Below are 283 nucleotides of genomic sequence, written 5' to 3'. Positions count from 1 at the left end.
GCGCTGGCTTACTCGCTGAAACTGGTCGATGAGCAGGGCTTCGTCTACATCCACCCCTATGACGACCCCGACACCATTGCCGGGCAAGGCACCGTGGCGATGGAAATCCTCCGTCAGCAGCCGGGGAAGCTGGACGCGATCTTTGTGCCGGTCGGTGGCGGCGGCTTGATTGCCGGTATCGCTGCGTACGTGAAATACCTGCGGCCAGAGATCAAGATCATCGGCGTCGAGCCGGACGACTCCAACTGCCTGCAAGCGGCGATGGCGGCGGGTGAGCGCGTGG

The 283-nt window shown here is 63.6% G+C and carries 1 protein-coding gene; it reads left to right on the top strand.

Annotation, left to right across the window (positions count from 1 at the left end; all coding sequences use genetic code 11):
- On the top strand, positions 1 to 283 hold a 283-nt coding region (locus DW49_RS0100960; protein ID WP_024421071.1), incomplete at both ends, for a pyridoxal-phosphate dependent enzyme.

Origin of the sequence: Pseudomonas avellanae BPIC 631 (assembly GCF_000444135.1) — a bacterium.
GTDB lineage: Bacteria > Pseudomonadota > Gammaproteobacteria > Pseudomonadales > Pseudomonadaceae > Aquipseudomonas > Aquipseudomonas avellanae.
This window is presented reverse-complemented; position numbering and strand designations above follow the sequence as displayed.